Source organism: Rhizobacter sp. P1_G5 (genome assembly GCF_056405435.1).
In genome coordinates, this window is record NZ_JBFUCB010001152.1 from 1 (window position 1) to 704 (window position 704).

Genomic DNA, 704 nt, shown 5'->3' on the forward strand with positions numbered 1-704 from the left:
CCGCCTCGGCATGAGCCTCCAGCCCATCCCCTCACCCGCCGCGACGCGCCAAGACCACCGAACGATATGAACGAAACCGCCATCGAGTTCGACGAGGTCGTCGCCGGCTACGGCGAGTTCATGATCCTGAACAAGCTCAGCCTGCAGGCCAGCAAGGGCAAGATCACGCTGCTGCTCGGCCCCAACGGCGCCGGGAAATCGACGGTGCTGAAGACGCTCTTCGGCCTGCTGAAAGTGCGCCAGGGCCGCATCCGGCTCGATGGCAACGACATCACCGGCACCGGCCCCAAGGACCTGCTGCGCCAGCACGGCATCGCCTTCGTGCCCCRGGGCCGCAACCTGTTCGGCCAGCTCACCGTGTGGCAGAACCTCGAGCTCGGCGGCATCACGCTCGGCATGAAGACCACGCATGCGCGCATCCCCGAGGTGCTCGCCCGCTTCCCCCGCGTGCAGCAGCGCCTCCACAGCCAGGCCTCGGCCCTGTCGGGCGGCGAACAGAAGCAGCTGGAGATCGCCCGCGCCCTGCTGCTGCGTCCGCGCGTGCTGCTGATCGACGAACCGTCGATCGGGCTGTCGCCGATCGTCGTGGCCGATGTGTTCACGCTGCTGCGCGAACTCACCGCCCAAGGCACCACCGTGCTGATGGTCGAGCAGAACGTGAAGAGCGCCCTCAAAGTGGCCGACGACGCGATCGCGCTCGAACC

General features: G+C 67.7%; 1 protein-coding gene. It reads left to right on the forward strand.

Annotation, left to right across the window (positions count from 1 at the left end):
- Nucleotides 1–66: 66 nt before the first annotated feature.
- On the forward strand, nt 67–704 hold a 638-nt coding region (locus AC1D12_RS34670; protein WP_477845578.1), incomplete at its 3' end, for a branched-chain amino acid ABC transporter ATP-binding protein.